Origin of the sequence: Clostridium facile (genome assembly GCF_014297275.1) — a bacterium.
Classification (GTDB): domain Bacteria; phylum Bacillota; class Clostridia; order Oscillospirales; family Ruminococcaceae; genus Massilioclostridium; species Massilioclostridium facile.
Genome location: NZ_JACOQK010000001.1, coordinates 2617852 through 2635215, shown reverse-complemented (window position 1 = coordinate 2635215; position 17364 = coordinate 2617852). Strand labels below are relative to the sequence as shown.

At 38.9% G+C, this 17364-nt stretch carries 17 protein-coding genes; 3 read left to right on the top strand and 14 right to left on the bottom strand.

What is annotated here, in order from left to right:
* Positions 1–17: 17 nt before the first annotated feature.
* The 8 genes from pyrF to H8Z77_RS10965 all read right to left on the bottom strand — a co-directional run bounded on the left by pyrF (position 18) and on the right by H8Z77_RS10965 (position 6725).
* Positions 18–932 carry an orotidine-5'-phosphate decarboxylase gene (gene pyrF, locus H8Z77_RS11000; RefSeq protein WP_069987058.1) on the bottom strand — a complete coding sequence of 305 codons (915 nt, stop codon included), beginning with the start codon at positions 930–932 and terminating at the stop codon, positions 18–20.
* Positions 933–952: 20 nt separating this feature from the next.
* On the bottom strand, positions 953–2215 hold the full coding sequence (locus tag H8Z77_RS10995) for a dihydroorotase (protein ID WP_186997026.1): 1263 nt from the start codon (positions 2213–2215) through the stop codon (positions 953–955).
* 9 nt (positions 2216–2224) lie between these two features.
* A complete protein-coding gene (gene pyrR / locus H8Z77_RS10990; RefSeq protein ID WP_069987054.1) occupies positions 2225–2752 on the bottom strand; it encodes a bifunctional pyr operon transcriptional regulator/uracil phosphoribosyltransferase PyrR in 528 nt (175 codons plus the stop codon).
* 316 nt (positions 2753–3068) lie between these two features.
* The gene (locus H8Z77_RS10985) at positions 3069–3692 is read right to left on the bottom strand and encodes an HAD family hydrolase (protein ID WP_186997025.1); all 624 of its coding nucleotides are present in this window, start codon (positions 3690–3692) and stop codon (positions 3069–3071) included.
* A gap of 141 nt (positions 3693–3833) precedes the next feature.
* Positions 3834–4481, bottom strand: a complete 648-nt coding sequence (locus tag H8Z77_RS10980; RefSeq protein ID WP_186997024.1) for a YczE/YyaS/YitT family protein — start codon at positions 4479–4481, stop codon at positions 3834–3836.
* Positions 4482–4719: 238 nt separating this feature from the next.
* Positions 4720–5802: a sporulation integral membrane protein YtvI gene (gene ytvI, locus H8Z77_RS10975; RefSeq protein ID WP_186997023.1), complete on the bottom strand. Its 1083-nt coding sequence runs from the start codon at positions 5800–5802 to the stop codon at positions 4720–4722.
* Between the two features lie 205 nt (positions 5803–6007).
* Positions 6008–6283, bottom strand: coding sequence for a hypothetical protein (locus H8Z77_RS10970; RefSeq protein ID WP_069987047.1), 276 nt, complete (start codon positions 6281–6283; stop codon positions 6008–6010).
* A gap of 196 nt (positions 6284–6479) precedes the next feature.
* Positions 6480–6725 (bottom strand): hypothetical protein, encoded by a 246-nt coding sequence (locus H8Z77_RS10965; RefSeq protein ID WP_069987045.1) that lies wholly within the window; start codon positions 6723–6725, stop codon positions 6480–6482.
* A 204-nt stretch (positions 6726–6929) separates the two neighbouring features.
* On the opposite strand from H8Z77_RS10965, the gene H8Z77_RS10960 reads away from it, so the two are divergent.
* A complete protein-coding gene (locus H8Z77_RS10960) occupies positions 6930–7805 on the top strand; it encodes a YitT family protein (RefSeq protein WP_186997022.1) in 876 nt (291 codons plus the stop codon).
* 543 nt (positions 7806–8348) lie between these two features.
* On the opposite strand, the gene nifU is transcribed toward H8Z77_RS10960, so the two are convergent.
* From nifU to hflX, 4 genes are all read right to left on the bottom strand, one after another.
* The gene (gene nifU, locus H8Z77_RS10955) at positions 8349–8780 is read right to left on the bottom strand and encodes a Fe-S cluster assembly scaffold protein NifU (protein WP_069987144.1); all 432 of its coding nucleotides are present in this window, start codon (positions 8778–8780) and stop codon (positions 8349–8351) included.
* Between the two features lie 24 nt (positions 8781–8804).
* The gene (gene nifS, locus H8Z77_RS10950; protein ID WP_186997021.1) at positions 8805–9971 is read right to left on the bottom strand and encodes a cysteine desulfurase NifS; all 1167 of its coding nucleotides are present in this window, start codon (positions 9969–9971) and stop codon (positions 8805–8807) included.
* A gap of 182 nt (positions 9972–10153) precedes the next feature.
* The gene (gene rnhA / locus H8Z77_RS10945; RefSeq protein ID WP_069987040.1) at positions 10154–10594 is read right to left on the bottom strand and encodes a ribonuclease HI; all 441 of its coding nucleotides are present in this window, start codon (positions 10592–10594) and stop codon (positions 10154–10156) included.
* Complete coding sequence (hflX, locus tag H8Z77_RS10940) at positions 10591–11841, bottom strand: GTPase HflX (protein ID WP_186997020.1); 1251 nt, start codon at positions 11839–11841, stop codon at positions 10591–10593. The genes rnhA and hflX overlap by 4 nt, the downstream gene beginning before the upstream one ends.
* A gap of 225 nt (positions 11842–12066) precedes the next feature.
* Here hflX and H8Z77_RS10935 point away from each other — a divergent pair, with 225 nt between their 5' ends.
* Both H8Z77_RS10935 and nadC read left to right on the top strand, forming a co-directional pair.
* Entirely contained in the window at positions 12067–13515 is a 1449-nt protein-coding gene (locus H8Z77_RS10935) for an L-aspartate oxidase (protein WP_366472134.1), read from the top strand.
* A gap of 12 nt (positions 13516–13527) precedes the next feature.
* Positions 13528–14367: a carboxylating nicotinate-nucleotide diphosphorylase gene (nadC, locus tag H8Z77_RS10930; RefSeq protein WP_186997018.1), complete on the top strand. Its 840-nt coding sequence runs from the start codon at positions 13528–13530 to the stop codon at positions 14365–14367.
* 541 nt (positions 14368–14908) lie between these two features.
* Here nadC and H8Z77_RS10925 read toward each other — a convergent pair.
* Positions 14909–15304, bottom strand: a complete 396-nt coding sequence (locus H8Z77_RS10925; protein ID WP_069987032.1) for a hypothetical protein — start codon at positions 15302–15304, stop codon at positions 14909–14911.
* 20 nt (positions 15305–15324) lie between these two features.
* A complete protein-coding gene (locus H8Z77_RS10920) occupies positions 15325–16977 on the bottom strand; it encodes a VanW family protein (protein ID WP_186997017.1) in 1653 nt (550 codons plus the stop codon).
* Positions 16978–17364: the final 387 nt, after the last annotated feature.

Here is a 17364-nt window from a genome sequence, read left to right as displayed (position 1 = left end):
ATCCCCAAAATAATTATTTATAATACACTGTTAATGTCATCCCGCATACGGATTGCTTCCAAACGGGCAGCCTGGGCATAATCCCTGCCGTCCATTCCCATTTTCTGATAAGCACACATAATACCACGGGAGCTGTTTACTACCGCGCCAATACCATCTTTAAATGCGCCGGCAACATCTTTTGCTCCGCCACCCTGGGCTCCATAACCAGGTACTAGGAAAAAGGTGTGCGGCAATTTTTCACGCAATGTGGTCAGTTGTTCCGGATAAGTAGCGCCTACTACTGCGCCTACTGAGCTGTAGCCATATTTTCCGCGCTGTTCTTCTCCCCATTGCTCACACATTTCGCCCATCACTTCATAAACAGGTTTGCCATCCAGTAATCTGTCCTGCAATTCCCCAGAAGATGGATTGGAGGTTTTCACCAAAGCAAAAATTCCTTTATCATAGGTTTTACAAATATCCAATAGTGGTTTGATTCCATCGCTGCCTAGGTATCCATTCACTGTCAACGCATCACCATCAAATGCCGCAGCTTTTTTACCATCAAACAGTTGGGTTTCTCCTAAATGTGCAGTGGCATATGCTTGCATGGTGGTTCCAATGTCATTCCGTTTTCCATCCGTGATGACATACATACCGTTTTCCTTAGCATAGGCAATGGTGTCGTGCAATGCTTCCATACCATAAAACCCGTACATTTCATAGTAAGCACACTGTGGTTTGATCGCAGGAACAACATCGCACAACGCTTTAATCAGCCCTTTATTAAAATGGAACAATGCTTTTGCAGCAGCCTGCATGGTGTTGCCGTATTCCGCTACCACATATTCTTTAATGAAATCTGGAATATAATCCAGTTTTGGGTCCAATCCCGCTACTGTTGGGTTTTTCAACTCAATAATTCGTTCAATCAGGCGATCCATAGACATAGCTTACATTCTCACTTTCTTTATAAAATATCATACACGATTTCTCCACGGCACATGGTCATTTTTACCCTACCACGGAAACTTCTACCTTTAAATACAGTATTCTTTGATTTGGAATGGAGTAATTCTGGATATACCGTCCACTCCTCATCCAAATCCACAATAGCCAGATCCGCTGGTTTTCCAACCGCTATTTTTCCACCTGGAATCCCTAAGATTTTGGCCGGCGTCCTGGACATTTTATTTGCCAACTCCACAAGACTCAACATACCAGTATGATACAAAGCGGTTAAGCTTGCTGCCAATGAGGTTTCCAGTCCTACAACACCGTTTGGAGCCTTGACAAAATCCGCTTTTTCTTCTGCTGTATGAGGGGCATGGTCTGTTACGATACAATCCAAAGTACCATCCAACACCCCTTCTAACACAGCTAGACGGTCCCGTTCTTCCCTCAAAGGTGGATTCATACGGTAGTCCGCATCTTTTTTTAATAATTTGCTCTCCGTCAAAATAAAATAATGAGGACAAGTTTCCGCTGTCACTTTGACACCACGGCGTTTCGCATCCCGAATTAGCGCAACAGAGCCTTCCGTACTAACATGGGCAATGTGGATAGAAGTATCTGTTGCGGCAGCAATAGCGATTTCCCTTGCTGTAATGCTGTCCTCAGAGGTCCGATCCATCCCTGGCAACCCTAATTTCTCCGACACAACGCCTTTATTGATAATGCCTCCATTGATAATATTCAAATCCTCACAATGGGAGATGACTTTCACTCCAAGGCGTTCCGCTTCCATCATAGCCTGCTGTAAAAATGCCGCGTTTTCCACCGGCCTACCATCATCAGAAAAAGCAACCGCACCAGCCTGTATCAACCGTTTCATATCGGTAAGCTGGTCTCCTTTTAATCCTTCGGTAATGCTAGCTACTGGATATACCCGTGCTGGAGCGTCTTTTGCCTTATCTAAAATATACTCCAGTACTTCTACACTATCGGTAACCGGGTTGGTATTTGGCATACACGCAATAGAAGTAACCCCTCCTGCCGCCGCAGCCAAACAGCCTGTGTGAATATCTTCCTTATGGGTAAAACCAGGGTCACGTAAATGTACATGCATATCAATCAATCCCGGCAGTACAGTTAACCCATTCAAATCTATTACTTTATCTGCCTCAGGGGTATCTTTCCCTAAATAGGCGATTACTCCATTTTCTACTAAAATATTTTGTTGGGATACCATTTGGCTTCCCACTACATTTCCATTTTTGAGTAAAATACTCATGAAGCCCTCCTAGCCTACAATTGCTACTTTATCAATTCCATCCCGTTCTACCACAGACACTTTAATCTGCTCATTTTTTGAGGTCGGAACATTTTTACCAATATAATCTGGACGGAAAGGCAATTCCCGATGCCCACGGTCAATCAACACTGCCAGTTGAACACTTTGTGGCCTTCCATGTTCCATCAATGCGTCAATCGCCGCCCGAACACTTCTGCCAGTGTACATTACATCATCTACCAAAACTACGGTTTTGCCAGTATAACCAAACGGGATATCTGTACGGTCTTGGTAACTGCTATCCGGCTGGATATCATCCCTGTGCGGTGTAATATCCAAAAAACCAACTGGTATTTTTTTTTGTTCTACTTCCCAGATCCGCTCCGCAATTCGCTGGGCAATTTCCACACCACGGGAAAAAATTCCTACAATAGTAAGGTTCTCTACCCCTTTATTGCGCTCAATAATCTGGTAGGCCATTCTTGCAATCGCCCTTGCCATGGATTTATCATCCAAAATAATGGTTTTTTCGGTCATATCCTATCCTCCGAATACGGCAAATCTATCAAACTGCCACTTTTCCATAAAAAAAACCAAACCGCCAAGTTGGCAGTTTGGTTGCATTACGGTTATAGCTTGCCCATTGTATCCCTACAAAACTGGGAGTAAAAGCAATGTATAAATACCGCCTTGTCAGCCTCTCTGAACCAACTTAAAGGTGATTGTTACTATTGCTTATTATACCTGATTTGACAGGAAAAGTCCATAGTAGAATACAAAAAAATACAAACCTATTTTTTATTTTTATTGTGAAGCCTGTCTATACTAGAAAAATCCAATCTATCTTTTAAGATCATAATAAATTTAACAAATCCGTGGGACGATGGAAATAGTAATCCGGAAAAATACCTTCTGGATTACAACATCCCCAGCCAGCCAAAGCAAATGTCACCCCAGCTGCACGGGCTGTCTGGTAATCAAAAATACTATCTCCAATGTACAGCGCGTTCTGTTTAAACGCTCCTGTCAATTCAAAAAATTTATTTAACGGGTCGGCAAACGGCTTATGCTTCTCTGTCATCTCAGAATCTACACATGCTTTAAAATAATCGCATAGCCCTAATGGGACAAAACTCTCGTTAAATTCTATCTTATTTTTGGATGTAACGACTCCTAATGTAATTTTATTGGCTTTTAAAATATCCAATATAGGAACAATTTCATCAAATATTTTTGTGTGTTCCTTCGCCATTTCGCAAAACAAGCTACTCCAGCTCTTCACAATAGAGCCATCTGGGTCGGGTACATTCAACGCTACCAAAGTATCCGCAGAAGGAATTCCAAAATATTTTTTTAGCTGTTCATGGGTATAATGTAACCCTGCTTTCTGCTCCAATGTGATACGCAATGCTTCCATTGCTGGATACTCGGTGTCTGTAATTGTTCCATCAATATCAAATATTACACTGTTGATCATAAATTCTCTTCCTCTTGCAAAAAACAATCTATTTATTATCGGAATCATTTCCGAAAACGTAAATTATTATAACATTCTTTTCCACAGTTACTCAATGCACGTTTCACAAGAAAAAAAGAAGGATATCATCTTAAATTTTAGCTACAACGTCTTTTTCTGCGAACGTTGTAGAAATGGCTCGGATAGATGAACATTGAACCAATGAACCAATGGCCCCATAAAGAACGCTGTAATAACAGTCCCAACCCCTACTACGCTACCTAATAGGAATCCTCCGATGACACAAAGCACATCTGTAATCACCCGCCACCAACGGAAGGCCAGTGGTGTACGGTTTCCTAAAATTGGCGCAACAGCATCGTAGGGAGCGACCCCTAAATCAGCGGTAAAATATAAAGATGCCCCAAAGGAAAGTACGATAATCCCAATTATCATAAAAATAATACGAATCCACAGTAAACTTGGGGTTGGAAATACCATCTCATATAAAATACGGATCACATCCGCTAAGTTTCCCACTAAAAACATGTTTGCTAATGTACCAATACCAATTTTGCTTCGGTCAGTAAATAGCACAAAAATCAAAAACACAAACTCCATTGACATAAAAATAATACCAAATGGAATCCCTGTCGTTCCACTTACCCCAAACCCTAAACAACTGTAAGGGTCGTTCCCAAAGTTGGATTGCTGCAATAAGGTGATTCCTAAACTCATAAAAAACACGCTCATAGCTACCATTAACAGCCGTTTTGGAATACAATCTTTTTTCAATTTTATTTTGTTCACGAAAACGTCACCTACCTAATACAGGCACAAAAAAGGCGAAGACAATTTTGCCTTCGTCTTTTTTGCCATCATCAATCATTTAAAAAATAGCATCGCTGCATTTTCTGTAATTAATTGTATAATGAATCAGTAATAAAGTCAATATGGCTAAATCACCAGAAAAACAATTATTTTTTTGGATATAACATCAATAAGCATGAAATATTTGCTTGTATTTTATATTGTTTTAACAAAGTTTTTAATCGTTCCAAAAATGTAAGCTTCCAGATTGATGTAAATTGATGATTACTCGCAATAACATAGGAAATACAATCATCCCAATAACGCCCATTGTTTTGCATCCAATATAAATTGCCACTAAAGTCAGTAATGGGTTTATTCCTAACTGTTTTCCCAACACTTTAGGCTCCATTAAATTTCTTACTAATGTTACAATCGCATATACAATCGTTAATCCAATGACAAGAAAGTAATCTCCCTTTATAAACTCTATTAAAATCCAAGGAATCAAAATCCCTCCTGTTCCTATCAATGGCAGGGCATCCAATAAAGCGACCAATCCTGCTGTAATAATAGGGTTGTGTACACCAATCACCCAAAATCCAATGGATAATTCTATAAAAGTAACCAGCATTAAAATCAAGTAAGCCCGAAAATAACAACCTAATGTTTCAGAACAGTGCCTTTTCATTTCAAATAAGACGGGACGCCAGCGTTGCGGAACTTGTTTGACAAAAAAAGATGTTACTTTATGATAATCCATTAAAATAAAAAAGGAGGACATCAAACAAAAACCAAAGCTAAATCCAAATTCAGGTATTTTACCTCCAATATCTGCCAAACTAGAGATTGCTTTTCCAGATAATTCGTTGATTCCGGCTTGGATACTAGAAATAACCCCTTGTACTAAGCTCTCTGTTCCCGATGCAAGATCGGTCGAAATAGTGGCTACAGTATCTACTGTAACAATTCCAAATCTCTTTAACAAAGGAAGAAGGTATTCTTCAAAATATTCTGTGCTGTGTGCAAAAAATTCCTGCAACGAGTGAAATAGCTTTGCTCCAAGCAACCACAATAAAACACTGATTATTCCATAAACGACAATTAGAACCACTACTCCAGCAACTCTACGGCTTAACATGGAATGGTCCGCTATCCAATGGGAAACTGGTTTGAGTAAAAAAGCAATGGAAAATCCAATGATAAATGGCATCAAATAGGGCAACAAATACCGGAATAGAATAAAAACAATTCCGCCAACCACTAAATAATAAAAAGCATTAATTAAAAAATCCTGCCGCTTTTCTGTTTGTTTTTGCATGGTTTTTCACCCCGTTTCAATATAGTATAAGAAACTACCTGTAAAAAATATGCCTAAACATCCCATATAAAATTTTCATACAAAAAAGGAATGGTTCTCTAAAACCATTCCTTTTGCTTTTAACAATGATATGAAAATCCTTCTCCGAATAGACGTGCTCTCATTCTATATTCCCAACAATTGGATTGCTATAGAACCAACCATTTTATATTGTCCCCTGAAAAGGATCGTATGTCACTTTAGTTGGAAATAGCCCATCCTCCAAATAAAAAGTATAACCTGCACTGTCCTTTTTAAAGGTAACCTCATACTGCCCTTTCTCTTTTGAATAATCCAAAGAATCATATGTTAATCCTTTGTATAAATTAGAGACATATTGCTGTGCTGCGATTTGTGCAATCCCCCTTGGAATGACACCAGAACCCCATAAAATGATTACTGCTATGAAAGCTATAATCCCTACTTTCCAAATTTTTGCCATTGTTTTCCCTTCCTCTCAATCTTATTCCATTTGAATTAATATTATGTTGTAGTATATACCAGTTTTTCTTAATAGAAATACCAATCTAGATTAACACGCAAAATATATCATATGAAATAAACCATATCCACAAATTATTTTATTTCAATTTTTAACCAAGCATTATTTTTTATCTGTTAAATGGCGTATTGGCTCTTTATAAAATATCATTGATTTGTTGGATTACTTGTTGGTTTCTAAAATTATTTTTGCCTGAATCCCCAAAATCTCGTAACAAAACCAATTCCCCTTGATATATATTAGCTTGAGAGACGATCTCTCCTACTAAAAGGTTTTTATTTGTATCAGAATAAATCGAAACAGAAGTTAGCACTATAAAAGCAAGCGTACAAAAAATAGAGGCTGCAATTAAAATGATTTTTGGATGATTTGTTTTTTCCATATTATTTCCTCCTTTTTTAATTAATTTTAGTATACTGGATTTTTTGCTTCAATGTGTTAATATGGACCGTCAATTTCCTTTCATAAATCTTTCAAAACTATGACAATCAAAAAATCTATTTAGGAAGAGCTAGTTTTCTATCGTCTTCTGTAAGGGTTTATGGTATACTATAGATAAATGGAAAGGCAGAAAAGGAGGATGTTTATGCATACAAAAAAATATAAAATAGATTTTTTGGATGAAATAAAGCGGATTATTTTAATTGTACTTGCTTCTGTAATTATGGCAATCAATATCAAAAGCTTTGTAGATGCTGGTGGTTTATTTCCAGGAGGTTTTAATGGGCTAACATTATTGATTCAACGGATTGGAAAGTCATTTTTTCATATTTCCTTACCATTCTCTGTTATTAACTTTTTATTGAACGCAATTCCAGCAATCATCAGTTTTAAAGCAATTGGCAAAAAATTTACTGTTTATTCTTGTGTTATGATTGTGTTAACCAGTATTTTGACCGACTGCATCCCGACTATTTATATTACAAACGATATCCTTTTAATCTGTATCTTTGGTGGGTTAATTAATGGATTCGCCATTGGTTTATGTTTGATGGGACGTGCTACCAGTGGAGGAAGTGATTTTATCGCTGTAGCTTTATCCGAACGATTAAATATTGATGCCTGGAATTATATCTTTCTGGGGAATGCGGCAATGTTAATTATTGCAGGCCTTTTATTTGGTTGGAACGCTGCACTATATTCGATTATCTTCCAATTTGCTTCTACCCAAGTGGTGCGTATTTTAAACTTTCGCTATAAAAGAACAACGCTATTTATTATTTCCCATAAAACAGAGGAAATTTATCAAGAAATTAAGGAAATTACTCACCATGGTGCTACCTTATTCCATGGTGTTGGATTGTATAACGGAGAAGAACGAACTATGTTATATTCCGTTATCTCCAGTGACCAGGTAAAAGAAATCACGAAACAAATCCATAAAATTGACCCTCAAGCCTTTATCAATGTCATCCGCACCGACCAAATTTCTGGAAAATTTTATCAAAAACCAAACGACTAAGGCGATAGATGTTTTTATACTAAATTTATTTTAGAATCATTCCATCTGATGAATATAAAAAAACAGCACTGGAACTATGAATAGTTCCAGTGCTGTTTTTGGCCTTAGCCAATCAAACAAAATACTTAATGTACGCAAGTTCTAGCTAGTATATAACATTTCACTTAAACCATAGCTCAACTATGTTTCCATGAAAAATTTGCTATGAATAGGGTCACCTGATACTTATAAGAAAAAGTTTTATGTAAAATACTATGAATTGGTTATAGAGCCTTTAAAAAAGAAAAACACTAGCTTAGCTCTTCAAGAAATATGGTATCAATCACACTACAACATATAATCCAGCTTATAGATTGATGAAATCAATTTCCTAGATGGACTATACCGTCGCTTTTTCGATTGGTTATGCCTTTCTAAAGTTCATTTTTCTCATGGAACCCTTATAGCAAAGATATCCATTATAACCGGATAGTTTGCCTTGAGAAAGTAATATCGTAAAAAAGGATGTTGCAAAATAAGCAACATCCTTTTGTTTTTATTTTATTAGTGAGCATGGCAAGCTTCACAATCTTCTGGGATATCCCCAACAATAGGTTTTGGATCAATTCCCTGACGTTTGTAATAATCTGCAATAGCTGCTTTAATTGCCTGTTCCGCTAAAACAGAGCAGTGGATTTTTACTGCTGGCAGCCCATCCAATGCTTCCACAACAGCCTGATTGGTCAATTTCAGCGCTTCTGAGATCGGTTTTCCTTTAATCATCTCTGTGGCAATTGAGGAAGTGGCAATTGCGGAGCCACAGCCAAATGTTTTAAATTTAACGTCCTCAATGATATTATCTTTTACTTTCAAATACATTTTCATAATATCGCCACATTTAGCGTTTCCCACTTCTCCAATACCGTTCGCGTCCTCAATTTCGCCAACGTTACGTGGGTTTGTAAAGTGATCCATTACTTTTGCTGAATATTCCATAGCCATAGCTAAATTCCTCCTTTATCAACCATTCCATACTGGGGACATATCCCGTAACCGCTGGATAATCTGCGGCAATTTTTCCAAAATATAATCTACATCTTCCTGGGTATTGGTTTCCGCTAAGGACAACCGTAAAGAACCATGTGCGATCTCATGAGGCAACCCAATTGCCAAAAGCACATGGGATGGGTCCAAAGAACCGGAAGTACATGCGGAACCAGAAGAAGCGCAAATCCCGTTAAAATCCAACATTAATAAAATGGATTCCCCTTCAATGCCTTCAAAGGAAACATTTAAATTACCACATAGCCGGTGTTCCATTGAACCATTAATGCGTACTTTTGGGATTGCTTCTACAATCCCTTTTGCCAACTGGTCTCGTAAGTTAGAAACATATTTTTGTTTCGCTGGAATATCCTTTACGGCATCGGTAATCGCCTGTCCCAACGCTACAATAAAAGCGACGTTTTCTGTACCAGCACGCTTTCCACGTTCCTGACCGCCACCATCTAAATAGTTTGGTAAGACAATCCCCTTCCTTACATATAGGGCGCCTACCCCTTTCGGGGCATGGATCTTATGACCAGACAATGAAAGCATATCTATCTTTTGTTCTTTTACATCAATCGCTACGTTTCCTACTGCCTGCACGGCATCTGTGTGGAACCAAACACCTTTTTCGTGGCACACCTTTCCGATTTCCTCAATTGGCTGGATGGTGCCAATTTCATTGTTCGCATACATGATGGTAACTAAAATGGTATCTTCCCGAATCGCATCCGCCACCTGTTGCGCTGAAACCAATCCTTCCTCATTTACCGGCAAGTAGGTTACTTCAAATCCCTGCTTTTCTAATGTCTGACAAGTATGCAGCACCGCGTGATGTTCAAAATTAGTGGTAATAATATGCTTTTTCCCTTTTGCAGCACCCAATCTGGCTGCGGACTTAATCGCCCAGTTGTCAGATTCTGAACCACAGGAAGTAAAATAAATTTCCATTGGATCAGCACCCAAAGCGTTGGCTACCTGTTCCCTTGCTTTATCAATCGCAAATTTTGCTTCGTGGGCAATGGAATAGATACTGCTTGGATTTCCATAGTTATCCTTCAGCCAAGGCAACATGGCTTGAAAAACCGAATCAGAAACCTGGGTAGTAGCAGAATTATCTACATAAACAAAACGGTTCATTTTTCACATTCCTTTCTATCTCAGGAAATTTTTATCGAAAAATACATAAAATCAATCTGTATATTATTGGTGTATTTTTATTGTATACCATTTTAGTATGAATTTCAAGAGTGTTTGAAAATTCTTCTATTTATAACAGTTAGCCTAAATTCAGAGCTTTCTTTTCAGTAGTTTTACACAATTTATTGCCGATATCTCTGAGATTCTGCTACAGCCATCCGGTCGCAACGTTCATTTTCTGGATGTCCAGCGTGCCCTTTTATCCAATGAAATTCCACCTGGTGAATCTCCAATAACTGTAATAATTGTTGCCATAAATCCGGATTTAATGCTTTTTCTTTTTTATTTCTCATCCATCCGTTTGCCTTCCATTTTATCGCCCAGCCCTGCTGGATCGCATCAATAATATATTTGGAATCACTGTGTACTACCACCTGGCAAGGTTCCTTTAACAAAGACAATGCTTGAATAACAGCGGTCAGTTCCATCCGGTTATTCGTAGTTTGTGCCTCTCCACCAGACAGTTCCTTTTCATGAGCACCATACCGTAAAATGGCTCCCCATCCGCCAGCACCAGGATTTCCACTACATGCTCCATCCGTATAGATGTCAACTTTTTTCATTCTGTCTCCTCCAGTAAATAACTTTTTGCGGCTTCATAAAGGCTTCGGTCTACCAAAGCGTCAACCAACGTTCCCTGTTCATTATATTCCTCTGAAAACACTTTGCCAGTAGCTCGGATTTTGGCGATAAAACTAGTGTCAGAATAAGGAATTAATAATTTCATCCGGTGAGATGTCTCTTCCAAACTCTGGGCAATCCGGTTTAGCAGATGGTCAAACCCAAAGCCGGTTTTCGCGCTGATCATCACGCAATCTTTTTCCGCAAAATAAGGCTGATGGGCAATTTTATCACATTTGTTCAACACAGTTAAAACCGGAATATTACTGCATCCCAGTTCATCTAAAAGCTGTTGGGTAACCTGAATCTGTTCCGCAGCTTCATCACTGGAAACATCACATACATGTAGGATTAAATCCGCATTTGCCGCTTCTTCCAAAGTGGATTGAAAGGCTTCGATTAGATGGTGGGGCAAACGCCGTATCAACCCAACAGTATCCACCAGTAACACAGTTTTTCCATCGGGTAATTCCAGTGCCCTCGCTGTAGGGTCAAGGGTAGCAAAGAGTTTATTTTCTGCTAAAACACCAGCATTGGTCAGCGCGTTCAACAAAGTGGATTTTCCAACATTGGTATACCCTACAATGGCAACTGTAGTAACATTGTCTTTTTTCCGGCGGCTGCGCATCATGGCACGGCGTTTTTCCAACTGTTCCAGCTCTTTTTCTAAAAAAGCGATCCTTCGTCTGATATGGCGTTTATCACTTTCCAATTTGGTTTCCCCAGGGCCACGGGTTCCAATCCCAGCTCCCAAACGGGACAACGCAACCCCCATACCCGCTAAACGGGGCAAACGGTACCGCTGTTGCGCCAATTCCACCTGTAGCTGTCCTTCTTTTGACCTAGCGCGTTGGGCGAAGATATCCAAAATTAATGTTGTGCGGTCGATTACCCGGACGTTTGTTGCGTTTTCAATATTCCTGATTTGCGTAGCGGTTAACTCATCGTCAAATATAATCAGGTCTACTTGGTTTTCTTTACAAAATTCCGCTATTTCTTCCAACCTTCCCGCTCCAATACAGGTTGCGCTATCATAGCTTTCCCTGCGCTGGGTAAAAATACCCACTACTTCTGCCTCAGCAGTCTTAGTCAGTTCCTCTAACTCCAACAAGGATTGCTCTATATCAAATATTCCAGTGTCAACACCAATTAATAACGCTTTCGTAATTTCGGTTGTATTATCGTACATAACATCCCTCCGATTTCAATTTCAGGCTGTAGAATCTATTATAGCATTTTCTATTGCAATATGATATAATTGATTTGTAAACAGGAACAATTTATTTTATGGAATCACCATTAGTCTATTTGTTCCCGGCTGATTTGCTTGGTAAACACGCCTTGTAATGAAAATTGTAATCTCTATTTTCGCTTGAAGATAGAGAAATTAGAACAAAAAGTTCAGGTGACTTTTGTGAAACTATATGACGTAATTATTGTAGGTAGTGGCGTAGCTGGGTTAAGTACCGCACTCCACCTAAACAAAGACCTTAATGTATTGTTGTTATGCAAACGGGAAATGACCCTGTGTAACTCCTCTTTAGCACAAGGCGGGATGGTAGCGGTATATGATACCGAACACGATAGCTGTGAAGAACATATTAAGGATACGATGATCGCCGGCCGATATGAAAACAACTTAGAGGCTGTTACTATCCTTTCCAAAGAGAGTAAAATGGTAGCGGATGAACTCCTCGATTTGGGAGTCGATTTTGACCGCACATCGGATGGAAAAATTGATTTAACCCTAGAGGGTGGGCACAGCAAACACCGTATCCTGCATTATAAAGATTCCACAGGCAAAGAAATTGTGGATAAATTAATTATTGCCGTAAAACGCCGCAAAAATGTGACCGTTATGGAATATGCTCAGATGTGCAACCTAAAAAAAGTTCCTGGCGGCTTTAGTTTGGATATTTTACAGCATGAGCAACACCACTATGTTTCCACGCCATTTTGTGTATTGGCAACAGGGGGCATTGGTCGTATCTATCAGTATACCACAAATTCCGCGATTGCTACTGGGGATGGTATTGCTATGGCATACCAGTTGGGAGCAAAAATCCAACATTTAAGTTATATTCAATTCCACCCGACTGCTTTTTATAACGCCCAGCAAAGAGAATGCTTTTTAATCAGTGAAGCGGTCCGAGGAAACGGTGCTTACCTGCGAAACTGCCATATGGAACGTTTTATGCACAAATATGATGAACGTTTGGAATTAGCACCCCGTGATGTAGTATCCCAGGCCATTATGAAAGAGCAGGAAGCAACGGGAAGCAAACATTTTTACTTGGATATTTCCCATAAGGAGCCAGAATTCATTAAAACTCGTTTTCCAATGATCTACCACAATTTACTACAATCGGAATATGATTTAACCAGGGAACCTGTCCCAATCTATCCTTGCCAGCATTATCTGATGGGAGGGATTCAGGTAAATTTAAATTCGGAATCCACCATTCCTGGATTATTCGCTGTTGGGGAGTGTTCCCATACAGGAGTGCATGGCAGGAACCGTTTGGCAAGCAACTCCCTGTTAGAAGGGATTGTATTTGGCCGGCGTTCCGCACTCCATATCAATCAGCTCTCCAAACAAACACAGGAAAAAATACAACCTTATCCATTCCAGCCAGATGTTTATACTGCGGATATTCCAAAAGGGACCCGTACTGAAATCCGTTCTATCATGCAAAAGGCGCATTTTGTCCTGCCAAATCGAAAGTTAGCAGAGGAAGGCTTCATCCGTATCAATGATATTAAATTTATGTTGGAACACGGGCAGTTTAAGGTAACTCCGGATTATATTGAGGCAAAATCCCTGGCTACCTGTGCTTATATTATTTTAAAAGAAATTATGTAGGAGGAATAATCCATGTCTTTACCACAATTTTATATTGACGATATTATCAAGCGGGCAATTATGGAGGACATCAACTATGTAGATGTTACGACCGATTACCTGATCAGCGATGATGCTGTAACAACCGCCAAATATGTTGCGAAGGATACCGGCGTTGTGGCTGGTGTAGATATTGCTGTCCGGGTTTATCAATTACTGGATGATTCCATTCAATACGAAATCTTTAAAAAAGATGGGGATGCTGTAGAAAAAGGCGATATCATCCTCACCTTAACCGGAAAAACAAAAACCCTTTTAAAAGGGGAACGTACTTCTTTAAATCTAATCCAACACATGTCCGGTATTGCCACAATGACTAATAAATGTGTTCAGCTTACCAAAGGTACCAACTGTACCATCGCAGACACCCGTAAAACTCTGCCCGGACTGCGTGCTCTACAAAAATACGCTGTAACCGTAGGAGGAGGGTTAAACCATCGTTTTAATCTCTCCGATGGAGCTATGTTGAAAGATAACCATATTGACGCCTATGGCTCTATGACAAACGCAGTAAAAGCATTACGTGAAAAAATTGGCCATATGGTAAAAATCGAGGCGGAAACCCGTAATTTTGAAGAATTGGAAGAAGCCTTGAACTGTGGAGCAGATGTCATTATGTTGGATAACATGTCCCCTGCTGATATGGCGAAAGCGGTTGAAATCACCGCTGGCAGGGCAAAATTAGAGGCATCCGGTAATATTACTCTGGAAAACATTGCTGAAGTTGCCAAAACAGGGGTGGATATCATCTCTTTAGGTGCTTTAACCCATTCTGTGAAAGCATTTGATATCAGTATGAAAATCGCTTTATAACCTCTTATCAAAAGTTTAGTCTACCCCACATGGTATTTTCCTATGTGGGGATTTTATGATCTACCTTTTTCATATAAATAGAATTTTCCATTCTACTGGATAATTTCTCAAAGAGTCATCAGTTTCTGCATTGTCAGTAAAACTTATTGTAAATTTTATTTTTACCTGTTTATACCTGTCATGTTTCAGCTAATAGCTCTCTCCACTTCTTTGCTTTATCTTGCTGAAAGTCATGACCTCCGGCTAAGCCGGAGGCTTGATTAAGCCCTAGAAGGGCATTTTACTGGCGGGCATCTAAAGACGCACTGAACATTCTTTCTCTTGCATCTACTGCTCCGCCGCCCGTAAACGGGCACTTATGCTTCTTTCCGAGCTTGTATGAACTTGCTAGATTGCTTGTTAGTAGCTCGCTTCGCTCGATACTTGAAGCGAAAGCTTTTTTACGGAGCACCTCCACCGGTATGGCCGCTGGTTTCCCTAATCAATGATAAAATACCCGATTGAGCTGTTAAGCCCAATCGGGTATTTTCGTATACGTCTATTATAGAGAACCATCCGGCCAAGACACCGAACCTGTATCCTGGAATAACGACATAACATTTACAATAATTGAGCAAAAAGCCAACACTATAAATACAATACAAATGACCAAACTAATTTGCGCCATCAACTTACGGTTGGATTTCATCCCGTATACAGAAGAATAAATCCCAATCGCACCAAACACAAACGCTAAAATGGGAAAGAACAGCCCTAAAGAGGATAAAATCCCCATAGTAAAGCTTTGCAACGCTTTTTTCTCTAAAAATTCTGGAGAAGGGGCTGGTTTTACTGGTGGAATTTGTGGAGGCATGCCATTTGGTTGAAACCCATATGGATAATTATTATTTTGCCCCTGTGGAGGATATGGCGGCTGATTCCATGAATTTGGTTGCATAACTGATTCTCCTTTCATTTTTACTGCACATCTTGTGGGGTCGATGAGGTTTCTGGTGGTGGAGTAGATTCTGCTGGTGGTGCTGATGGGGTTGGAGTAGGAGTTGTTTGTGCGGGTTCCGTTGCCCCTGTTCCACGTTCTATTACTTTATCCATTGGTTTATAAGTACTTTTAATGACAGAGGTAGAAACAACAGCCCCATTATAGGTAACCGTTTTGGTTACTTCTACCGTACAGCCATTTTTTCCGTTACTAATGGTTTTTTGATAGGTAGATGGCATATCCGCCCTGTCTTTGTACTTTGTACCAAATGGGGTAGTGCTTGTAATCTTTCCGTTTTTGGTCATCTCTACTTTATAATTATCTTTATCCGATTTTGTCCCATAAATAGAAACGGTAATTGATGTATTGGTAGTAGTCGCTACAATTTTGATGGATTGGTCACGGGTATTTTTAAAACAGAAATCCTGTCCACCATCGCTGACAGCAGCATCCCATCCTAAAGGAACATATCCTACTGTATAGCTGTGATTACTTCGGCGGGTAATATCCATATTAGCCAGTACTGCCGCTACATAAGTTGTTGTAGATACTTGGCAAACGCCACCACCATAGCCATCCTCTAAACCATTTGGTGTATATACTCCAGCTGGTTTATAGCCATGGGCTTTATCCGTATATCCAACCCTGCCGTTAAAAGAAAATACTTCTCCAGGAGCTACTACTGCCCCATTTAAAGTGGCTGCCGCTTTGGCAATATTAAAGTTTCGATTTTTATCTGTTGCCGTAAAATTAGTAGTATAGCTTTGTAATAAATCTGGACATGCTGCATTATCATGCTGCTGTTTTAACTGTTCTACCGTTACCTTTGGCGCAGTAATAGTTAAATCAATTGTGTACTCCCCAGAAGAAGGGTCCGTTACAATCTGTTTTGCAGTATCTAGATTGAAAGATACTCCTTCTTCCTCCTGGTTATAAATCATTTTACCAGAGCTGTTTACATTGCTAGTAGCATCTTTTGCTTCTTTACAGACTTCTTGATGGATTTGGTCTAAATTAATCGCAATAGTATCATCTGTAACAGCTATGCCTTCTGCAACAACCGGATCAAATACAAACTGTTTCACTTGGGTTATAATTTTTTCTTTTTCTTTCTCCACCTCAATAGAAGAACCTGCTGCACCTGCACGAACCACTAATTGGTTTCCTTTCCGTTCATAGGAATAAGGAGTTACTGCTACAGCGGAACTATCTTTAAATTCTGTAATAAGCTGGGTTAAGGTTTCATCATTATAATGGATATCTGGAGTAAAACCATCTGGGTTTTCTTTAAAATCGTATTCTTTTGCCTCAGCAAATACCTGGTCTGCTTGATAGGAAAATCCACAATCTTTTAATGAAATCTCAGCTGTCTTATCTTGAAAAGTAAGCTGTATTTTCTGTTCCTCTAATTTTGGATTAATCTCGTTTTGTAATACATCTTCCAGTTCCTCATGGTTTAATTTACTTAAAGAAATTCCATGTAGACTGGCATTTGTAGGTAAAATTTTATCCAAATGTTGTTTGTATAATACAACACCTGTGATAATCCCCACAATCAATAAAACAATCACAATTCCTGTTATTATAACAGGAACCTTATGCTTTTTGATTGATTCAATGCTAAAGTTCATAAACAGGCACCTCTTAATTTAGAATTATATTGTATAAATAATACAAAATTTAGAAGTTAAAATAAAAAATTTATTTCGACACATTATATATCATATCTTTTTTTTAGGTAAATTTCAACCATATTTTTTGTTTGTAACCCTTTTGTAAAATAAATCCATATTAAAAACGAAAGTTTTTAATCACTAAATTCCAATATTTATTCTTTATTTTACTGATTATTTCGAATAATTAGTACTATTTTAATATTGATCCTGTCTATCGTAAAAATCAAGTCAACCGCCCAATTCAACTGGTGGCTTGTACCGCCTCTAAAATGGTCTATTACTAGGTTAACCCCTATATAAGGTACTAAAAAATTATATTAGCATCAAACGCACTGCTTACCC

Bases quoted from the DNA above. Each gene is read 5' to 3' on its own strand.
- H8Z77_RS10965 (WP_069987045.1), bottom strand. From the start codon at position 6,725: ATGGAAAAAACAAATCATCCAAAAATCATTTTAATTGCAGCCTCTATT.
- pyrR (WP_069987054.1), bottom strand. From the start codon at position 2,752: ATGACCGAAAAAACCATTATTTTGGATGATAAATCCATGGCAAGGGCG.
- rnhA (WP_069987040.1), bottom strand. From the start codon at position 10,594: ATGAAAAAAGTTGACATCTATACGGATGGAGCATGTAGTGGAAATCCT.
- H8Z77_RS10960 (WP_186997022.1), top strand. From the start codon at position 6,930: ATGCATACAAAAAAATATAAAATAGATTTTTTGGATGAAATAAAGCGG.
- H8Z77_RS10985 (WP_186997025.1), bottom strand. From the start codon at position 3,692: ATGATCAACAGTGTAATATTTGATATTGATGGAACAATTACAGACACC.
- H8Z77_RS10970 (WP_069987047.1), bottom strand. From the start codon at position 6,283: ATGGCAAAAATTTGGAAAGTAGGGATTATAGCTTTCATAGCAGTAATC.
- H8Z77_RS10995 (WP_186997026.1), bottom strand. From the start codon at position 2,215: ATGAGTATTTTACTCAAAAATGGAAATGTAGTGGGAAGCCAAATGGTA.
- hflX (WP_186997020.1), bottom strand. From the start codon at position 11,841: ATGTACGATAATACAACCGAAATTACGAAAGCGTTATTAATTGGTGTT.
- nifS (WP_186997021.1), bottom strand. From the start codon at position 9,971: ATGAACCGTTTTGTTTATGTAGATAATTCTGCTACTACCCAGGTTTCT.
- H8Z77_RS10925 (WP_069987032.1), bottom strand. From the start codon at position 15,304: ATGCAACCAAATTCATGGAATCAGCCGCCATATCCTCCACAGGGGCAA.
- nifU (WP_069987144.1), bottom strand. From the start codon at position 8,780: ATGGAATATTCAGCAAAAGTAATGGATCACTTTACAAACCCACGTAAC.
- H8Z77_RS10920 (WP_186997017.1), bottom strand. From the start codon at position 16,977: ATGAACTTTAGCATTGAATCAATCAAAAAGCATAAGGTTCCTGTTATA.
- ytvI (WP_186997023.1), bottom strand. From the start codon at position 5,802: ATGCAAAAACAAACAGAAAAGCGGCAGGATTTTTTAATTAATGCTTTT.
- pyrF (WP_069987058.1), bottom strand. From the start codon at position 932: ATGTCTATGGATCGCCTGATTGAACGAATTATTGAGTTGAAAAACCCA.
- nadC (WP_186997018.1), top strand. From the start codon at position 13,528: ATGTCTTTACCACAATTTTATATTGACGATATTATCAAGCGGGCAATT.